This window comes from Sulfurivermis sp., from assembly GCF_059410345.1.
The window spans coordinates 24877-43872 of record NZ_JBLJDO010000015.1; the positions used below are offsets into that span (position 1 = coordinate 24877).

Here is an 18996-nt window from a genome sequence, read left to right on the forward strand (position 1 = left end):
GGGATCCGGCGGCGGCGCTGTCATAAAGGGGTAACAGTAGTGTCATACATATGACAACACCCGCACCCATACTGCAGGCCGTTACTAACTGGGTCGGGCACGGTTCGGCTCTTGTTCCACACCATGACAGAGGATAGACCTGTATGACTTTCAAGAAAGTATTCGTCGCGGCCGCGATGGCCTCGGCACTGGTCGCCGGCAGTGCGCTGGCCGCCATGCCGAAGGTTGACGCGGGCCTGCCGGAGTACCAGCGCGCCTCCGGCGTGTCCGGTAATTTCTCCAGCATCGGTTCCGACACCCTGAACAACCTGATGACGCTGTGGGCCGAGGAGTATGCCCGCTTCTACCCCAACGTCAACATCCAGATCCAGGGCGCGGGTTCCTCCACCGCTCCCCCGGCGCTGACCGAAGGCACCGCCAACTTCGGCCCCATGAGCCGTGCCATGAAATCCTCGGAAATCCAGGCCTTCGAGAACAAGTACGGCTACAAGCCGACCGCCGTGCCGGTCGCCATCGACGTGCTGGCCGTGTACGTCAACAAGGACAACCCGATCAAGGGCATGACCATGGCGCAGGTGGATGCGATCTTTTCCGCCACCCGCCGCTGCGGCGCCAAGGAAGACATCACCCGTTGGGGCCAGCTCGGTCTGACCGGCGCCTGGGCCAACCGCGACTTCACTCTGTACAGCCGTAACGCTGTGTCCGGCACCTACGGTTTCTTCAAGGAGAACGCGCTGTGCAACGGTGACTTCAAGCCGAGCATCAACGAGCAGCCGGGTTCGGCCTCCGTGGTGCAGGGTGTGACCGAGTCCATCAACGGTATCGGTTACTCCGGCATCGGCTACATCACCTCCGGCGTGCGCGCCGTGCCGCTGGCCAAGGCCGAAGGGCAGCCGTTTGCCCCCGCCGACGCCGATCACGCCGCCGACGGCAGCTACCCGATGGCCCGTTTCCTCTATGTCTACGTGAACAAGCACCCGAACCGCCCGCTGTCGCCGATGGAGCGCGAGTTCTTCAAGCTGGTGCTGTCCAAGCAGGGTCAGGAAGTGGTCGTCAAGGATGGCTACATCCCGCTGCCCGCCGCCGTGGCCAAGCGCGAGCTGGAAAAGCTCGGCCTGTAAGCCGCAATCATCAGGCCGCCCCGTCCGGGGCGGCCTGTTTTCAACGAATAATGGAGAAACGACGATGCTTGCCAACAAGAGCAGGATGATGTTCGCCGCCGTTGCGTTGCTGGGTCTGGGTTTGAGCGGTTGCGCCACGGAGCAGGGCGCGGCCAAGGGCGAGGCCAAGACCGAGACGGTCAAGGCCGCTGCCGTGGAAACCAAGGCCGCACTGCCGCAACAGTATTTCGAGGCGCATAAGGACGGCCGTATCTGGGTGTTCGGTAACGAGAAGGTCTACAAGGAGTTTCTGGCGGGCAAGGAAGTCGCTCTGGTGATGACCCGTATCGCCGCTGGCCCCAAGCGTGAAACCGTGATCTTCGGCCTGAACAAGGACGAGAGTAAGAAGATGCCCAACCTGCCCCAGGTCGCCCTGTTCGAGGGCAAGCAGGAAGGCGCGGCCGAGGGCTTCTATGGCGAGATCCACAAGGACGGCCGTCACTATGTGTTCGACGGCTGGAAGGAGATGAAGGACTTCCGCCACAGTGGCGAGGCCCCCTACGTCTTCACCTATGTCGGTGCCGGTCCCAAGCGCGCCACGGTGGTCTACGTACGCAACAAGGCGCAGAGCAAGACCGCCCCGGACGAACTGATTGCCAAGTTCCGTCAGTTCCACGGGCTGTAAGAAGCTGGGTCCAGGTGTCAGGGGCCAAGGGCTGATCCCTGGCCCCTGGCACCTGTAATTGATTTGTAACATTCATGTAATACCGTAACCGTCCTGTCATATATGCCGAGCGCTAGCGCGAGAACGCCGACCCATGACTGATTCCGTCGCCCCAGCTGTCCCCGTGGATGGCGCCCGTGTGTCCCTGCTGCCCAGCGGCGAGAAGCGCGCCAGCCTGCGGCGCTGGCGTTATGCCAAGGATCGCATCTCCCGTTACGGTGTTGCCATCGGTGGCCTGGGCGTGGTTTTCGCCCTGGCGCTGATCTTCGTTTATCTGTTCTGGGAAGTTTTCCCCATGCTGCGTCCGGCCAGCGTCGAGCCGGTCAGCGCCTATACCCTGCCCGTCGGTACCGCCGGCGACCAGGTGGTCGATATGGCCACCGAGCGCTATACCGAAGTGGCCGGCGTCTACAGCCGTGACGGCAGTGTTACCTTTCTCGAACCGCGTGCCGGCGCGCCCATCAATCGCATAAGCCTGCCGTTCCCCGCCGGCGTGGAGGTGGTGAGCAGCGCGCAGACGGAAATCAAGTACGGCGTCCTCGCCCACGGTCTGTCCAATGGCAGCGTGATGGTGACCAAGCACGAGTACACGCTGACCTATCCGGATGACGTGCGGCACATCGAGCCGGACATCACCTATCCCCTGGGGGCGCAACCGCTGTTGCTGGACGAGCAGGGCGCGCCGCTCACCGTGATCGGCATCCAGACCGCGGGTGAGGGCTATGCCCTGGCCGGCGCCACCGCCGACGGCCGTCTCACCCTGGCCATCTACCGCGCGGCGGTATCGTTCATGACGGGCGAGGTGGAGGTGAGGCGCAGCTCCTATATCCTGCCGCCGGTGCCGGGTTGTCCCACCCACATCCTGATCAACAAGACCACGCGCAATCTGTTCGTGGCCGATGACGCCGGCTATATCCACCACTACGACATCGTCCATCCCGACGAGGCGAAGCTGGTGGAGAGTGTGCGGGCGGTGGCGGATGGCACGCGCATCACGGCCATGCGTTATCTCTCCGGCACGGTGTCCATCATCATCGGCGGATCCGATGGCAGTGTGGCGCAGTGGTTCCCGGTGCGCGACGAGCAGAACAAGTATCACCTGACCCGCATCCGGCAGTTCCAGCAGCATCCGGCGGCGATTACCTTCATCGCGCCGGAATATGCACGCAAGGGTTTCATCGTCGGTGATGAGTCCGGCCATGTTGGTGTCCACTTCACCACTTCTGGCCGCACCCTGCTGCTGGAAAAGTTGGCCGATGCTGCCATCACCGGTCTGGCCGTCTCGCCGGTGAACGACACCCTGCTGGTGACCGACGCCGGCAATCAGATGCACTTTGTCGATCTCTACAATCCACACCCGGAGATTTCCCTCAAGGCGTTGTGGGGCAAGGTGTGGTACGAGAACCGCGCCGGTGAAGAATATGTGTGGCAGGCATCTTCCGGCAGCGACGACTTTGAGCCCAAGCTGAGTCTGGCGCCTCTGACCCTGGGCACCATCAAGGCCGCCTTCTTCGCCATGATGTTCGCCATTCCGCTCGCCATCATGGGCGCGCTGTACACCGCCTATTTCATGACCCCGCGCCTACGCGGTTTCGTCAAGCCGAGCATCGAGATCATGGAGGCGCTGCCGACGGTGATCCTCGGCTTCCTCGCCGGTCTGTGGCTGGCACCGTTCATGGAGAACAATCTGCCGGCGGTGTTCAGCATCCTGCTGCTGATGCCGCTGGCCATGTTGCTGGTCGCCTATGCCTGGGCCAACCTGCCGGCACGGCTGCGCCTGCTGGTGCCGCCAGGTTGGGAGGCGGCGATCCTGACACCGGTGATCCTGGGCGTGGGCTGGTTGTGCATCGTCATGAGTCCGGCGATGGAGGTGTGGTTCTTCAACGGCAGCATGCGCCAATGGCTGACCGATGTGGGTATCACCTACGACCAGCGCAATGCCCTGGTGGTAGGCATCGCCATGGGTTTCGCCGTCATCCCCACCATATTCTCCATCGCCGAGGATGCGGTGTTCACCGTGCCGCGTCACCTTACCCAGGGTTCGCTGGCGCTGGGCGCCACGCCGTGGCAGACGATGATGGGAGTAGTGCTGCCCACTGCCAGCCCCGGCATTTTCGCCGCAGTGATGATGGGCTTCGGTCGCGCCGTGGGCGAGACCATGATCGTGCTGATGGCTACCGGCAACAGCCCGGTGATGAACTTCAATATCTTCGAAGGCATGCGCACCCTGTCGGCCAACATCGCCGTGGAACTGCCGGAAACGCCGCTGGGCAGCACCCACTTCCGCGTGCTGTTCCTCGCCGCCCTGGTGCTGCTGGTGCTGACCTTCGTGGTCAACACCCTGGCGGAAATCGTGCGCCAGCGTCTGCGCAAGCGTTACAGCACCCTCTGATCCGGAGCGAAGCGTAAATGAGTTTGGTGAACGTCAAAACCTGGACCAAGAGCGGCGCACCCTGGATCTGGCTCAACGCCGGTGCGGTGGCCGCCAGCATGGTGATGGTGCTGGGCCTGCTGCTGCTCATCGCCGTGCGCGGCTTCGGTCACTTCTGGCCCCACGATCTGATGGAAGTGGATATCACCAATCCCGACGGTAGCGTACAGCGCGTCCTGGGCGAGTTGACCCGCAGCGAGGAACTGGCTGCCTCGGTGCTGCGCGAGGCCGGAGTGCAGATCCCCAAGGATGCGCTGATCGTCGAACGCCACCTGATCAAGCAGGGCAACCGCGACACTTTGGGCCGCGACTTCGTCTGGTATCTTGAGCCGCGTATGGGTGAGCCGCGTTATCCTATCAATGCCGTGATGCTGGAGCGGCGTGAGTGGGGTAATTTCTACGGCTATCCGCTGGAGCTGAAGGAAGCGGGGCGCACCATCGCGCAGGGCGATGCGCTGTGGCCTGAGTTGCTGCTGCGCATCAAGCGCGCCAACGACATTCACGACGCCATCCGTAAGATCGAGCGGCAGGACATCGGCAAGGTCAACTTCCGCATGGAGCGCCTGCGCCTGGACGAGCGCCGCATGGCCCTGGACCCGAACCTGCCTACCGAAGAGGTGGCGCGGCGCAAGGCGGCCATGGCCGCCGAGCGGGCCGAGCTGGACGAAGAATACGCGCGCTACGCCGAGGAGCTGGAAAAGCTGTACCGCGACGTGCGCCGCGACACCCTGGTGGCGGAGATCATGGATGGGCGCAAGGTGAACGTGCCGGTGGCCAACATCGTGCGCGCCTCGCAGCCCAACAACATGTCGGTGTTCGCCAAGATTGGCTATTACTTCGAACGCTTCGGCGAATTCGTCGGCGGCTATCCGCGTGAGGCCAATACCGAGGGCGGCATATTCCCCGCCATCTTCGGCACCGTGACCATGGTGATGGTGATGTCCATCATCGTCACCCCCTTCGGCATCCTCGCCGCCATCTACCTGCGCGAGTATGCCAAACAGGGGCCGCTGCTGCGCTTGATCCGCGTTTCCGTCTACAACCTGGCCGGCGTGCCTTCCATTGTGTTCGGCGTGTTCGGTCTCGGTTTCTTTGTCTACTTCCTCGGTGGCAATCTCGACGCGCTGTTCTATCCCGAGGCGCTGCCGTCGCCCACCTTTGGCACGCCGGGCCTGTTCTGGGCCTCGCTGACCCTGGCCCTGCTCACCCTGCCGGTGGTGATCGTTGCCACCGAAGAAGGTCTGTCGCGCATCCCCAGTACCATCCGTATGGGCAGTCTGGCGTTGGGCGCCACCAAGGCCGAGACGCTGTGGAAGGTGGTGGTGCCGCTGTCCACGCCGGCGATGATGACCGGGCTGATCCTGGCCATCGCCCGCGCCGCTGGCGAGGTGGCACCGCTGATGCTGGTGGGCGTGGTCAAGCTGGCGCCGACCCTGCCCATCGACGGCAACGCGCCCTTCATCCACATGGAGCGCAAGATCATGCATCTCGGCTTCCACATCTACGATGTCGGTTTCCAGAGTCCCAACGTGGAGGCGGCCCGTCCGCTGGTGTACGCCACGGCCCTGACCCTGGTGGTGCTGATCGTGCTGCTCAATCTGACCGCGATCAGCATCCGCAACCATCTGCGCGAGAAGTACCGCAGCGAATCCGATTGATGCGTCAGCGCACGCAACGGAGCAACGAATCATGAACGCTATAGGCAAGGCTATGGACATGACCAGCAGCAACCCATCCGTACCCCGCACCCATGCCGTCGGTGCCCACCTGTTCGAGGGCGAGGAGCGGCAGAAGCTCAGTCTCGACGACGAGACGGTGAGCCTCGACGTGCGTAACCTGAATCTGTACTACGGCAATGATCTGGCACTGAAAAACATCAGCCTGAAGATCCCGGCCCAGCGCGTCACCGCCTTCATCGGCCCCAGCGGCTGCGGCAAGTCCACCCTGCTGCGCTGCTTCAACCGCATGAACGACCTTATCGACATCTGCCGCATCCAGGGCGAGATCATCCTTGATGGTGAGGATATCTATCGTCGCGGCATCGATGTCGCTGAGTTGCGCCGCAAGGTAGGCATGGTGTTCCAGAAGCCGAATCCGTTCCCCAAGTCCATCTACGAGAACGTGGCCTACGGTCTGCGCCTGCAGGGCGTCAACAACCGCCGCATCCTCGACGAGGCGGTGGAGAAGGCGCTGCGTGGCGCCGCGCTGTGGGATGAGGTCAAGGACCGCCTGCAGGACAACGCCATGGGCCTGTCCGGCGGCCAGCAGCAGCGTCTGGTCATCGCCCGCGCCATCGCCATCGAGCCGGAGGTCCTGCTGCTGGACGAACCGGCCTCGGCCCTGGACCCGATCTCCACCCTGAAGATCGAAGAACTGATCAACGAGTTGAAGTCGCAGTACACCATTGTCATCGTCACCCACAACATGCAGCAGGCGGCGCGCGTCTCCGACTACACTGCCTTCATGTACATGGGCGACATGATCGAGTACAACGACACCGACACCATCTTCACCAACCCGGCCAAGAAGCAGACCGAGGATTACATCACCGGCCGCTACGGTTGATGGAATACATTTGTTCCCTCCCCACATCGTGGGGAGGGAAGTCAGTACACACTGCGGAGCAAGACAGATTTATAGGGCGGGCTGCGGCCCGCCAACTGTGGAAGGCGGCAGGATCCCGTGCCGCACGATAGGGCAGTTACAACACGCGTATTCAGCGAGAAGGAACAGCAGCAATGGACAAGATGAGCCTCGGTCAACATATCTCCCAGCAGTTCAACGTCGAGCTGGAAGACATCCGCACCCGCGTGTTGAACATGGGCGGCCTGGTGGAGCAGCAACTCGCCGACGCCCTCACCGCGGTGATGGACGAAAACGTGGAGATGGCGGAGCTGGTGATCAACGGCGACCTCAAGGTCAACGCCATGGAAGTCACCATCGACGAGGAATGCTCGCGCATCCTGGCCCGTCGCCAGCCGGCCGCCGGCGACCTGCGCCTGATCGTCGCGGTGATCAAGACCATCACCGACCTGGAACGCTGCGGCGACCAGGCCGAGCGCGTCGCCAGCATCGCCATGCGCCTGACCGGCGGCCGCGAACAGCACCGCAACCACTACGAAGACCTGGTGCACCTCGGCAACCACGTGCGCCAGTTGCTGCACGATGCCCTCGATGCCTTCGCCCGCATGGACCCGGAGGCGGCCGTGCAGGTGGCGCGCGACGATATCAACGTCGACAAGGAATACGACGCCCTGACCCGCCAGCTCATCACCTACATGATGGAAGACCCGCGCACCATCACGCGCTCGCTCGACGTGCTGTGGGCCGCCCGCGCCCTGGAACGTATCGGCGACCACGCCCGCAATATCTGCGAATACGTGATCTATCTGGTCCGTGGCAAGGACGTGCGCCACGTGTCGCTGGACGAGATGGAGGAGGAGGCGCGCAGGCGCTGACTCTGGATTCCCTCCCCACTCAGGGGGGGAAGGTTGGGCTGACGCAGGAAGCCCAACACATCGAGCCTGCCATGTTGGGCTGCGTACCTCAGCCCAACCAACTACTCGTTATCCTGTTTTGACACAGGCAAACACCGTGTACTCATCTTCCCCCGATGAGTAGCGCCCCTCGTGTACCTCGAAACCTGTGTCGCGCAGCACCTGTCTCCAGGTGTCCAGGGAGAATAGCCCCAGGGTCCAGTGATCGGCCTTGATGCGCAGGTGGCCGTGCTCGCGGATAAGATACAGTACCGTCGTTTCGTACTGCTCATCGGTGGGGTCGGGGTCATACACGTTCTCGACGAAGACGACGTCCAACCCGTCCCGCGAGGCGGTAGTGCTGCTGGTATCGTTCTGCCGGAAGGTCTCGGTCGTCACGTCCGGCGTGGCGATCAGGACCCCGCCCGGGTTCAGATGGGCATGGGCGGTGCGGAATGCCGCCACGAAGTCTCCCAGGCAGTTCATGTACGAGATCGCGTCGTCCATCAGCACGGCATCAAACGTCCTGCCGAGCCGGAGTGTGCGCATATCGCCCTGAACAAACACGCACTCCGGATTCAGCGCCCGCGCCTGCGCCAGCATGGTGGGGCTCAGATCGACCCCGGTAACGTCGAACTGCTGCTTCAGGTTGAGGACGTTCTTGCCGCCGCCGCAACCAATGTCCAGCAAGGTGTGTGCCGGGCGCCTGGTGTACTGCTGAATCAGCGCGCTGACGTGCCGGCAATAGTGCGCGTATTCGGTGGTGGCATCGCCCCACAGAGGCCATAGCCATGCCAGGTCCGTGTAGAGGTGGCAGGTGTCTTTCATTGCCTGTTTGAGGTCTTCATGTTGTCAGCATGCCGATGGGCAGGGATATGCACGACAGAAAATTCGTTGGAAAGAACTGTCGAGCTATTACGCCGAGCACATAACTCCGAGCAATTCTCTTGTCTGGCCGACACTCATTTCCTCACAGTGTCTGAGACACGGTGTAGCCGCCGTTAATCGCCAAGCTGGTGGCATGATGCCTGAATTGCATTGTAAAAGTACGCCTTGCCATCTGTGAACTCATTTTTTGTGTGGGATATAGGTGGGACCCGGATTTGACAAGGCGAGATCGACAGTTATATCCCGAGAACGCGGGATACCTCTAACCCATCCCCCGCCAATATACTGATTTCGCCCCAATGGAATGGCCGCGCCCGTGAATTATCTCGCATGTGGATATCCGGTCTGCAGTCACTTTGCTCGCAGTAAAAACTGCGCAAATCAGAGGAGAAGGAGAATGCAGATGCCGATAGGTACACTAGCAGAGCGTGTATTGTTAGCGCTGATATTCAGTATCGTTCTAGCTGGGTGTGGAGGCTCCGGGGGCTCCAGTAACTCCGGCACGGTTTCGCCGTTAGCTGGTGGCGCCTTCATCAAGACCGTGGAAGGTGGCGGCGACAGTGAGATTTTTTTGTTCGGCACGTTTAGCGCTCAGGCGCGGAGCATGTTTCTTCTCCCTGCGGGAGATATCGCAGCTTCCGGTATGCTGTCCGCGTTGCGGCTTCAGTTAAGCGGCAATGTGAACGATGAATTCACCTGTTCCGGCGTCACTATCAGGGTTGGCCATACGAGCGTTGGTGATTTGAGCACCGATTTTAATGCCAATGTCGACAGCAAGGGTTCTTTGGTCACGGTGCTCGATAATTCGACGCTGAATTTCTCATCCGGAAATGCTGGCGATTTCATTGATGTGCCGTTCACCACGGCCGCCTATTACAATGGGGTTGATAATCTGCTCGTTGATATAACCCGAACGCAACTCTGCTCCGGTAGTGCCGATATCAGCGTCCAGGATTCAGTTGGTTACACCGCCGTGGTCAGGTCGTTGGACGTGGAGGCGGGTGTGGGAGTTGGCAGCGCGCACAGATTGTCGGCTACGTTGGTGTTTTCCGGTGGAGATGCTCGCGTGGTTGCCGGTGACCGATCGGGCGATAACTCGAAGTCTATTGCCCCCGCCAGTGCTGGTCGCTCACAGTTCCTGATTCTGGCCAGCGACGTCGATGGTATGGGGGCCATTACGGGCATCCAATTCCTGCTGGACAGTGAGTTGGTGGATCCTCTGACGGGAACCTATACAGTCACGTTCGCCCATGTGTCTCCTGACAAGACGGCATTTACTGAAACCGAATTCGCAGCAAATGTCGGTAGTGCGCTGACTGTGGTGGCCAGCGATGTCGGGGTCACCGTTCCGGCCGGAGCTAGCGAGTTCTGGCTGCCGTTGAACAAAAGTTTCAGTTACGACGGTGTTAGCAACCTGTTGATCGATGTTAAGGCCAGAGATGTGACTGGCGGCGTTGCGCTTCGTTATCAGAACGTGTCAGGCAACAGGGTCGTTGCCAATCAAGGCGATCCGAATGCCGCAACCGGCAGTATTTTTCCCCTTCGCGGTCTGGAGCCGCGGTTACGGTTCCACGGCAGCACCATAGACTTGGTCAGTACCGACGGCGCCGGCGACCCCTGGGTCTTTCCTATCACTGCCTCGGGCCTGTCCAGTCAGGTGCTATACCGTTCCACGGATCTTGGAACAGGGGGTACCATTACCAAGCTGGCCTGTCGCATGAACACTGTCGCTTCTACGGAAATCGAATATACGAACTTCCAGGTGATCATGTCACATACGGAGGCGACGGCCCTGGTTGAGGATATGGCGTCAAATCTTAGCGCCCCGCAGGTAGTCTACGAGGGCAGCTATACGGTGCGTGCGGGTCTCATCCGGGGTGACTGGCTCGAGATACCGCTATCGACTGGATTTGCATACGATGGTTTCCGCAACCTGGTCATCCAGACCCGTTCGGATGCGGGGACCATGAGCCACGCGTGTATCGCAAAGGAGAATGCCACCCGGTATGCCAATCACTACGGTGCCGGCATAACCCGGAATAGCCCTACTGTTGGTCTGATCGACTTCCAGCGCGATCTGCGCCTCTGGATCAGCAAGTAGTCAGCCTTGGCTCATCGCCGACGGGAGTGATTCCCGTCGGCGGTGACGTAGTGTTTCACTATCACATGACTTGGCGGGTTGCGGTAGCGCACGATTGGCTTTATGTTTGTACCAAAGCGGGAGCTGGATGCTTCCGTTACCTATATGACGGATTTGCCTGTGAAGGCCATACCCACTCGATTGACGCCGCAATCCACTTTCAGCATCGCCGCAGCCATTGCGGCTGGCGGTGTCGTTTTTTGCTTCTGGTTGGTGCAACAGGCGCCTTGGTTCGGAATCCATCTCGATGCGACTTCCGAAGACGTGGGGCGGATCATTTCGTTGGATGATACAGCCCGCACAGCGGGCTTGGTTCGGGGCGATCGGGTTATCGCATTTTCCGAGCTGGGTGGTCCTCCGGTTCACCTGCAATCACACAGCTTGGTAAGTGACGTGGATCAGCTGGGAAGTTTTGCCGGCTTGCGTCAGCTATTTGTCCACGCTGCCATGCTATATCGCGCCACAGATGGAGAGGCGGTGACACTGCATCTTGAGGATGGCCGCATGGCGCATCTCCCGCGGATCAGCCGGCCACTGAGCAACTTGCCCGCAGGGGCGTGGGTCATGGCGGCCGGGGTCATACCTTTTATGGTCGGCGCGGGCGTGTGGAGCTATCGGCGGCGGGAACCGGCGAGTCAACTGTTGCTGTTGGCGGGCGCAAGTTTCATGGTGATCGCGCTTAGTAACTTGGTCTATGCCTACCGCCAACCTAGCCTGGAACCACTGATCTTCGAATTCGCCGTCTATATCAATCGCCTCAGCAGCTTATTGTTCTACTTCTCGTACATAGCCGTATTCTGGGTCTATCCGCGTCGGCTCGGATCGCAGCTAGTGGTGATTGGCGCACTGGTAATTGCTCTCCTGTTTTTCATCAATGAACTGACACAGACAGTGCACTGGCCAGGTGACCCATTTGCCTTTCCGCTGGTGGCTACGTTTCCGTTATCTCTCATTCTTATCGGTGTACAGTGGCGACTCTCGCGGCATAATCCAGTGGACCGGGCTGCGCTGCAGTGGTTCGTATTCGCATTGATGACCGGTATGATTCTGGTGACCGGTCTCTATTTCCTTCCCGGGCTGGTCGGTGCAGCGACTATGTTGCCTCTGGAATTGGCGTTCGCCACTGGAATAGTTAGCTATCTAGGGCTGATTCTGGCGGTCGTGCGGTTTCGTCTATTCCAGCTTGGTGAATGGTGGCTGACGGCCTGGATGTGGCTTCTTGGCGGGGTGACGGTGATCGCGCTAGATATGCTTATCGCCTATCTGATCAACGTTGCACCCGCCTATGTCATCGCGCTGTCGCTCGTTCTTGTGGGCTGGGTTTATTTTCCTATGCGTCAGTGGCTTTGGCTTCGCTACTTTTGGCACGGTAATTCGCCGATGACCTGGGTTCCTGGGGAACTGCTCGAAACGGTGGTAAGCAGTCCCGACAATGCCGCCCTGACCGGTAATTGGCATATCCTGCTAGGTCGGCTTTTCAGGCCATTGCACATGGAGCCGGTGGCAGAAGACGAACACGAGCCTAGAGTCGGCGAGGAGGGGATCAATTTGTATGTTCCCGATCTGGTTGGGGGCGGGGGAGTACGGCTAGCCTATCGCAACAACGGTAGTCAGCTGTTCAGTCCGTCCGACATCGATCTGGTTAGGTCGTTGCTGCATATGGCTAGGCCGGCGGTTAATGCGCGGCTGACTCGCCAGGCCGCCACGCAGCGCGAACGGGAACGGATCATGCGTGATCTGCACGATGATGTCAGCTCGCGTTTGCTGACGCTTAGTCACCGTTTGCGGGATCCCGATGATGTGGAGATGGTCAACTGCGCCATGCAGGCATTGCGCGAGACCATCTACAGCCTGAATCGCCCGGAGGGTGTGCCGCTGGAGAATGCATTGGCTGACTGGCGGCACGAGATACTTGAGCGACTGGATAGTTTGAATGTCGAGCTTGATTGGTTGGTGGATGAGGATCTGCCCCGGATCAAGCTTAGCGTGGCCCAGCGGGCGAATCTGAATCAGATCCTGCGGGAGGCGGTATCTAATGCAGTGCGGCACGGCCATCCACAGCGGCTGTGGTTACGCTGCACGGTGGCTGGTGAAAAGCTCCTAATCGAGCTTGGTAATGATGGGGGGCGCGGTGAGGATCCTGCGGAGTGGCGATGTGGCGTCGGTCAGATGAGCATGCGGCGCCGTATGGATGAGTTGAAAGGAACGATCGAGTGGAAAACGGTGCAGAATGGATGCGTGTTAGTGCTTGAATTGCCTTTGGGTTCGTTCGAAAGTATGGTAGTTGCAGATAACAGATTGCATGTGGAAGTGACTCAAGAAGCCTGAATGGAGTTCTGATCGTGGCGAGTGAACCATCCAACATTCTGATCATTGAAGACATGAATGAGACTCGCCACTGGCTTCGTTGTGTCGCGCAGTCCGTTTTTCCATCTGCGGAAATTTACGAAGCCGCGCACCTGCAACAAGCACATGAGATATTGGAAGAGGGTCGAAACGTCGATTTTGCGCTGATTGATATCCATCTTCCTGACGGGTGCGGTATTGACATGGTGCGAGAGATACGGAGACGCTCATCGACCATTTACTGCGTTATTACCACTGTCTTCGATGATGATTCACACCTATTCAATGCCCTGCGTGCGGGCGCGCAGGGTTATCTGCTCAAGGAGCAGACGAGCGATCAGATCGCCGCGCAGCTCCGTGGCGTTTTGAATGGGCAGCCGCCCCTGTCGCCGGCTGTTGCACGCCGCCTGTTGCACCATTTCTCCGTGCCGCCCGAGGATGATCTTACCCCCCGTGAGGTTGATGTTCTTACGCTAATTGCCCGTGGTTTGCGCTTGAAGGACGTTGCTGACGAATTCGGCATTAGCGTTCATACGGTGGGCGATCACGTCAAGAACATCTACCGCAAGCTGCAGGTCAGCAATCGTGCTGAGGCGACACTGCACGCGGTTCGCCGTGGCCTGATCAATGAAGGTCACGGCTGAACCAGCCCCCTTTTGTTGATGATCGGTTCTACCGCTCCGCAATCCTCACCCCATCCCCCACCGTTTCATCGGGATGGATGATCACGCTCTCACCCTGTTTTAGTCCCTCCACGATCTGCGCGGCCAGGCCGCTGCGTTGGCCTGGTGTGACTTCACGCAGTTGGGCGCGGCCGTCTTCTGCGACGAACACGGCCCAGCCGTCGTTGCGGCGGAACAGGGCGCTGGCAGGAACCTGCAGCACGGCTGCGTTTTCCCACAGGATGAAGCGGGCGTCGACGCGGTAGCCGTCGCCGAGGGCGAGCCATTGCTGCGGCGGGGCGGCGATATCGGCGATGACGAGGACGCGTTGCTCTTCCACGCCGAGGGCAGAGATCTTGGTGTAGCCCACCGGCTCGATGAGGCGCACGCGGCCTTCCAGCGGAGCGCCACCCCAGCGTTCGAACAGCACGCGCATGCCGGGCTGGATGCGCACGGCGTTGGAGGACAGGGCCTCGATGGCGACCTCCAGGCGTTGGGGGTCGCCCACTTCCAGCAGCGGCTGCCCTGCGTTCACCACGCCTTCGCTTTGCTGATAGAGCTTGAGCACGCGGCCGTCGACCGGGGTGGTGATGGCGACGCGGGCGCCGCTCACGGTTTCGCCGCCGGCGTAGTGCAGAGCGGTGCGCGCGGCCTCCAGTTCGTGGCGGCTGACTTCCACCGCGAAGCGGCTGGAGCGCTCGGTGGCCGTGGCGGCGGCGGCGCGGGCGCGGGCGCGTTCCAGGTCGTTGGGCGAGACGTGCTGGGCCTTGCTCAGTTCCAGCAGGCGCTGGTATTCGGCCTCGGCCTGCGCCGCCTCGGCGGCGGCGGCACGGGCCTGTTCGCCGGCGGCCTGTTGCGCGGCCTGGGCGGCGGCGACGCGGGCCTCGGCGGTGGCGCGGCTGCGCGCATCCAGCGCCGCCGGACGCAACGGCTCCAGTTGCACGATGGTTTCGCCGCGCTGGACGGAGTCGCCCACGCGCTGGGTGATGCGTGGCGTGTAGCCGGCCACCGGCGCGGAGATGACGTAGCGGTCGATGACGCGGGTCTTGCCTTCCTCCTGCACCGTGACCTGCAACGGCCCGATGTGGACCTGCGCCAGGCTGACCAGGCTGGGTGGCTTGCGGAAGCCGAGGGCGATGACGGCGACGAGGCCGAGGGTGATGAGGGCGAAGATGAGATTGCGGCGCCAGTGCATGTTCATTCCTTGGTTTTGAGTACCGCGATGAGGTCGAGTTTATCCAGTTTGCGTCGCACCAGCAGTGCCGAGATGGCCGTGGCGGCGACGACCACTGCAGCGGAGAAGGCGTATGTCTCGGTGGCGATCACCAGCGGCACGCGGTACAGCTCATTCTGCAGTGTACTGGCAATATAGCCGCACAGTGCATAACCGAGCCACAGACCGAGCGGCAGGGCTGCGAGGGTGAGCAGGGCCAGTTCGCCGAGCAGGATGTAGGATATCTCGCCGCGGGTGAAGCCGAGCACGCGCAGACTGGCCAGTTCACGGCCGCGCTCGGTGAGGATGATGCGCGCACTGTTGTAGACCACGCCGACGGCGATGATGCAGGAGAATACGGTGGAGATGAAGGCCACGAACAGCATCGTCTCCTCCATGATGCGGTTGAAGTTGTCCATGTCCTGGGTGCGCTCCACCACACTGGCAACGCGCGGCGTGGTCTTGAAGCGGCGGTGCAGCTCGGCATACGCGCGTTCGTCCACCGCCAGCCAGGCGCCGGAGATGGCGCGTCCCTCGCCCAGCATCTGGTTCAACGCGGCGATGTCCATGTAGGCGAACAGGGCGAGGTATTCCTTCACCAGGCCGACCACGGGCACTTCATAGCTGCGCCGGTTGCCTTCCAGTACCTCCACGGTGAGGGTGTCGCCGGGTCGCACGCCGAGCAGGTCGCCGAGGTAGTCGGTGAGCAGCACGCCCTCGGTGGGGAGTTGCAGGGGACGCAGATCGGCATCGAGCAGACGTTTGACGTGGTTGTCCGGCTCGACGCCGCGGATCGAGGTGCGGTAGCTGCGGTGCTCGTGGCGCAGCAGCACCGGCACGTTGCGGAACACCTCGCCGTATTCCACGCCGGGCAGGCTGGTCAGCTCGTGCAGGGCGCGGCGCGAACCGGGCTCGGTGAAGCTCACCGCCAGGTCCTCGCGCGAGGCGACGTTGTAGTGGATGTCCATCATGTAGCCCACTGTGTCGCCCTGAAACAGGCCGGTGGTGGTGATGGCGCCGGCCAGGGCGATGCCGACCACGGTGAGCGCCGATTTGAACGGGCGGTGGCCGATGTGGCGGAAGATCATGCGTGTGGGTTGCGCCAGCGCGCGCTTGAAGCCGATGCGCTCCAGCAGGGTTTCGCGGTAGCGCGCCGGCGGTTCCGGGCGCATGGCCTCGGCCGGGCGCAGGTGCGCCGCGGCGCGCACCGCGAGCAGGGTACCGAGGCTGGCGGCGGCGGTGGTGAACAGTGTGGCGTAGATGACCAGCGACGGCCGCAGCATGAACGTCAGGTAGGGCAGGCGATAAAAGCCCATGTAGATGGTGCTGAGGCCGCGTCCCAGCCAGACGCCGGCGGCGACGCCGACCAAAATGGCGACGGCCACCACCACCAGCACCAGCTGGATGTAGTGCAGGGCGATGGTGACGTTGCTGTAGCCGAAGGCCTTGAGCACCGCCACCTGCTCGCGCTGGGTGGTGACCAGACGGTTGACCACGATGTTGAGCAGGAAGGCGGCGACGCCGAGAAAGATCACCGGGAAGATGCGGGTGATGGTTTCCAGCTGCTTGAATTCCTCGCTGAGAAACTTGTGCGACAGCTGATCGGCGCGGGCATAGGCACCGAGGCCGCCATAAGGTGCGAGGATATCGTCGATGTGGTCGATGACATCCTCCACACTGCGGCTGCCGTCGAGGCGGAACACCGCGCTGTTGAAGGCGCCCTTCATCTCATAGGCGGTGCCGAGCGGCAGGCGCGCCATCCACATCACGCCGAAGCGCTGCTCGTCGGGAAAGAAGGCGCCGGGGCGCAGCTGATAGACGGACTCCGGCGACATGGCAGTGCCGACGATGGTGAGCACGCGGCGTTTGCCCTTGATGATCAGCGGCAGCTGATCGCCGGGACGCAACTGGTGCGCGGTGGCGAAGGTGTGGTCGATGACCACCTCGTCGTCGCGCCCCGGCTCCACGCTGCGGCCCTGGCGCAGGTACAGCGCGTTGAGCAATGGCGGGCCGTCGTCGGGCAGCGAGGTGATGTGGGCGGTGATGGTCTCCGGGAAATCTGCCAGGTCCACCGAGGCCCAGGCGCTCACCCGCGTCTCCGCCACCATTACGCCGGGGATCTCCGCCAGCCGTTCGGCCACCACCAGCGGCGCGCGCTTGAGCGAGACGAAGACCTCGGCGAAGCGGTAGTCGCGGTAATAGTCGTTGCGGCTCTGCTGCAGCGAGTCGAGGGTGCTGCCGAACATGATGTGGGTGGCGACGCCACAGGCCATCACCAGCATGATGGCGAACATCTGTGTGCGCAGTTGCCACAGGTCACGCCACAGCTTGCGGTGCAGGGCGGTCATGCCAGCGCTACCAGTGCAGCTGGCTCGGGTCCAGCTTGTGCGTGTTGTGCTCGGCGCTGGCGATGCGGCCGTCGCTGATGTGGATCACGCGATCGGCGATGGCGGCGATGTCGCTGTTGTGGGTGATCACCACGGTGGTGGTGCCCAGCGTGCGGTTGACGCGGCTGATCGCCTCCAGCACCACGATGCCGGTGGTGACGTCCAGCGCGCCGGTGGGTTCGTCGCACAGCAGCACGGCGGGGTTCTTGGCGATGGCGCGGGCGATGGCCACGCGCTGTTGCTCGCCGCCGGAGAGCTGGGCGGGGAAGTGATCGAGTCGGTCGCCCAGGCCCACCAGGCGCAGCGCGTCGTCCGGCGCCATGGGGTGCGTGGCGATCTCGGTGACCAGGGCCACGTTCTCGCGCGCGGTGAGCGAGGGGATTAGGTTGTAGAACTGGAACACGAAGCCGACGTGCTCGCGCCGGTAGCGGGTGAGGGCGGCATCGTTGTAGACGGAGAGGTCGTGATCCTGGTAGCGCACCGTGCCGTGGGTGGGTACGTCGAGGCCGCCGAGGATGTTGAGCAGGGTGGACTTGCCGCTGCCGGAGGGGCCGAGCATCACCACGAACTCCCCCAGCCACAGGTCGAGGTCGACGCCACGCAAGGCCTGCACCTGCACCTCGCCCATCTGATAGACCTTGGTCAGCCCACGGGCCTCGAAGACGGCCGGGGCTGCGCTCGATGATTCCATGTCGACATTCCTGTCTCGGCTAAGGAAGGTCTGAATAAGTCCATCCTGGACTTCTCAGCCCACGCGAATCGAAAAGAGTGATTTTCGATTCGCTTCATGTTCCAACGACTTATGGTCGTTGGAACATGGCGGCACATCCCTGTGCCGCGGAAGCTCTGAACTTATTCAGAGCTTCCCTAAACGAAGGCGCGGCCAGGCCGCAATTGCGCATCAACTACCCCAGGCGGTGAATCGCGCCAGAGGCGTTCCTACAGGCGACCTCGTTCTACGCCGGCACGCTCACTTCTGGCTGCGCCACTGCGCCGCCTTGGCCGGGTCGGGTGCCAGGCCCATCAGGCCCTGCTCGTAGGCCTGCACCAGGGCGTCCCGCGCCTCACGGCTGCCCTTGGCGACCGCCTGTTCCCACAACTCGACGGCCTTGGCCGCGTCCTGCCCAGTGCCCATGCCATAGGCATACATCACGCCCAGGTTGTACATGGCCGGTACGTGGCCGCGCGCCGCCGCGTGCTCGAACAGCGACAGGGCCTGGCGATCGCTGCGGAACACGCCGTCGCCGGAGACGTACATCACGCCCAGGTTGTACATGGCGTCGGTCTGCCCCTGATTGGCGGCCCGGGTGTACCACTCCTGCGCCTGTTTCACATCGCGCGCCACGCCCCAGCCGCGGTGGTAGAGCAGTCCCAGGTTGTACTGGGCGTCGGCATTGCCTTCCTGTGCCAGCGGTTGCCACAGGCGGAGCGCCTTGGCGTAGTCCTGGGCCTTGAAGGCGGCGACACCCTCCTCCAGCGGGCCGGCCAGGGCGGCGGTGGAGCAGGTCAGGGCGAGCAGGAGGAGTGCAAAGCGTTTCATGGGCTCTATTTGAACATGCCCTAACCCGATTGTGAAACCATGCCGAACATCGGGCGATGGTGCCGTGCGCGGTCGGCGCCGGGCGGATC

General features: G+C 62.0%; 14 protein-coding genes. 9 read left to right on the top strand and 5 right to left on the bottom strand.

The features are described 5' to 3' along the window. Positions 1-143: 143 nt before the first annotated feature. The 6 genes from ACMV8A_RS11680 (at position 144) to phoU (ending at position 7713) form a co-directional block, all read left to right on the top strand. Positions 144-1121 (top strand): PstS family phosphate ABC transporter substrate-binding protein, encoded by a 978-nt coding sequence (locus tag ACMV8A_RS11680; protein WP_495325977.1) that lies wholly within the window; start codon positions 144-146, stop codon positions 1119-1121. Between the two features lie 64 nt (positions 1122-1185). After that, the gene (locus tag ACMV8A_RS11685; protein WP_495325978.1) at positions 1186-1785 is read left to right on the top strand and encodes a hypothetical protein; all 600 of its coding nucleotides are present in this window, start codon (positions 1186-1188) and stop codon (positions 1783-1785) included. Between the two features lie 133 nt (positions 1786-1918). Then, positions 1919-4216, top strand: coding sequence for an ABC transporter permease subunit (locus ACMV8A_RS11690; protein ID WP_495325979.1), 2298 nt, complete (start codon positions 1919-1921; stop codon positions 4214-4216). Between the two features lie 17 nt (positions 4217-4233). Further along, positions 4234-5913 (top strand): phosphate ABC transporter permease PstA, encoded by a 1680-nt coding sequence (pstA, locus tag ACMV8A_RS11695; protein ID WP_495325980.1) that lies wholly within the window; start codon positions 4234-4236, stop codon positions 5911-5913. A gap of 58 nt (positions 5914-5971) precedes the next feature. Next, positions 5972-6820 carry a phosphate ABC transporter ATP-binding protein PstB gene (pstB, locus tag ACMV8A_RS11700; RefSeq protein WP_495326016.1) on the top strand — a complete coding sequence of 283 codons (849 nt, stop codon included), beginning with the start codon at positions 5972-5974 and terminating at the stop codon, positions 6818-6820. 173 nt (positions 6821-6993) lie between these two features. Beyond that, positions 6994-7713: a phosphate signaling complex protein PhoU gene (gene phoU, locus ACMV8A_RS11705; RefSeq protein WP_495325981.1), complete on the top strand. Its 720-nt coding sequence runs from the start codon at positions 6994-6996 to the stop codon at positions 7711-7713. Positions 7714-7821: 108 nt separating this feature from the next. On the opposite strand, the gene ACMV8A_RS11710 is transcribed toward phoU, so the two are convergent. Then, a complete protein-coding gene (locus tag ACMV8A_RS11710) occupies positions 7822-8559 on the bottom strand; it encodes a class I SAM-dependent methyltransferase (RefSeq protein ID WP_495325982.1) in 738 nt (245 codons plus the stop codon). Between the two features lie 457 nt (positions 8560-9016). Here ACMV8A_RS11710 and ACMV8A_RS11715 point away from each other — a divergent pair, with 457 nt between their 5' ends. The 3 genes from ACMV8A_RS11715 to ACMV8A_RS11725 all read left to right on the top strand — a co-directional run bounded on the left by ACMV8A_RS11715 (position 9017) and on the right by ACMV8A_RS11725 (position 13749). After that, positions 9017-10720 carry a hypothetical protein gene (locus tag ACMV8A_RS11715; RefSeq protein WP_495325983.1) on the top strand — a complete coding sequence of 568 codons (1704 nt, stop codon included), beginning with the start codon at positions 9017-9019 and terminating at the stop codon, positions 10718-10720. A gap of 102 nt (positions 10721-10822) precedes the next feature. Beyond that, positions 10823-13087, top strand: a complete 2265-nt coding sequence (locus ACMV8A_RS11720) for a hypothetical protein (RefSeq protein WP_495325984.1) — start codon at positions 10823-10825, stop codon at positions 13085-13087. 14 nt (positions 13088-13101) lie between these two features. Then, entirely contained in the window at positions 13102-13749 is a 648-nt protein-coding gene (locus tag ACMV8A_RS11725; RefSeq protein ID WP_495325985.1) for a response regulator, read from the top strand. Between the two features lie 28 nt (positions 13750-13777). Here the strand turns inward: ACMV8A_RS11725 and ACMV8A_RS11730 are convergent, their stop codons facing one another. The 4 genes from ACMV8A_RS11730 to ACMV8A_RS11745 all read right to left on the bottom strand — a co-directional run bounded on the left by ACMV8A_RS11730 (position 13778) and on the right by ACMV8A_RS11745 (position 18907). Continuing rightward, positions 13778-14962, bottom strand: a complete 1185-nt coding sequence (locus tag ACMV8A_RS11730; RefSeq protein ID WP_495325987.1) for an efflux RND transporter periplasmic adaptor subunit — start codon at positions 14960-14962, stop codon at positions 13778-13780. Between the two features lie 2 nt (positions 14963-14964). After that, positions 14965-17328, bottom strand: a complete 2364-nt coding sequence (locus tag ACMV8A_RS11735) for an ABC transporter permease (protein ID WP_495325988.1) — start codon at positions 17326-17328, stop codon at positions 14965-14967. Between the two features lie 7 nt (positions 17329-17335). After that, positions 17336-18058, bottom strand: coding sequence for an ABC transporter ATP-binding protein (locus ACMV8A_RS11740; RefSeq protein WP_495325990.1), 723 nt, complete (start codon positions 18056-18058; stop codon positions 17336-17338). 279 nt (positions 18059-18337) lie between these two features. Next, positions 18338-18907 carry a tetratricopeptide repeat protein gene (locus ACMV8A_RS11745; RefSeq protein ID WP_495325991.1) on the bottom strand — a complete coding sequence of 190 codons (570 nt, stop codon included), beginning with the start codon at positions 18905-18907 and terminating at the stop codon, positions 18338-18340. Positions 18908-18996 lie beyond the last annotated feature (89 nt).